Origin of the sequence: Arsukibacterium sp. MJ3 (genome assembly GCF_000987765.1) — a bacterium.
GTDB lineage: Bacteria > Pseudomonadota > Gammaproteobacteria > Enterobacterales > Alteromonadaceae > Alishewanella.
Genome location: NZ_LAHP01000075.1, coordinates 1 through 966, shown reverse-complemented (window position 1 = coordinate 966; position 966 = coordinate 1). Strand labels below are relative to the sequence as shown.

The following is a 966-nucleotide window of genomic DNA, read 5'->3' as shown; positions in this document are numbered from 1 at the left end:
AGTCGGTCCCAAGGGTATGGCTGTTCGCCATTTAAAGTGGTACGCGAGCTGGGTTTAGAACGTCGTGAGACAGTTCGGTCCCTATCTGCCGTGGGCGTTTGAGAATTGAGAGGGGTTGCTCCTAGTACGAGAGGACCGGAGTGAACGAACCGCTGGTGTTCGGGTTGTCATGCCAATGGCACTGCCCGGTAGCTACGTTCGGAATCGATAACCGCTGAAAGCATCTAAGCGGGAAGCGAGCCTCGAGATGAGTTCTCACTAGCATGTAATTGCTCTAAAGGGTTGTTGAAGACTACAACGTTGATAGGCACGGTGTGGAAGCGCTGTAAGGCGTTGAGCTAACGTGTACTAATTGCCCGTGAGGCTTAACCATACAACACCGAAGGGGTGTTGTTATGTGATATAGCGATATGTGTAGCGATACGTGTATGCGCGAGCGATAAACCGCGAGAAGTGGTGTGGGTGTACTTGGTGTTCAAACGCCTTTATCAGATTGTTCAAATTATGCCAAATTTGTCTGGCGGCCATAGCGACGTGGAACCACCTGAATCCTTTCCGAACTCAGAAGTGAAACATGTCAGCGCCGATGGTAGTGTGGGGCTTCCCCATGTGAGAGTAGGACACCGCCAGGCTCCTAATACGACGAGAACCCCAGCTTAACGGCTGGGGTTTTTTCGTTTTTATCTGCGATTTAATCTTAGTTGGTGTGTTTGGTTGTAGTTTAGCGTTCCAAAAACGGTTTGGTATCACTCAAAAACTAACTATCGAATATTCTCTGCTTATCCGTTAGGATTCGTAAATAAACCCTATTTATGGATTAAATTAATGCTCAAATCATTAACGCGGCTGGGGCTAGCTTCTGTTTTTATACTTTCGGGTTGCCAACTGGCGCAAACCCATAACCAAGATACCGTTAATACTGCTCATGCTTATGAGATGTCTGCCGATGCATTTTTATACTTGGGT

Annotated in this window: 2 rRNA genes; both read left to right on the top strand. The window is 47.4% G+C overall.

The features are described 5' to 3' along the window. Window positions 1–373, top strand: a 23S ribosomal RNA gene (locus VT06_RS16795); the annotation flags it as partial. Between the two features lie 143 nt (window positions 374–516). Continuing rightward, window positions 517–632, top strand: a 5S ribosomal RNA gene (gene rrf / locus VT06_RS16790). Window positions 633–966: the final 334 nt, after the last annotated feature.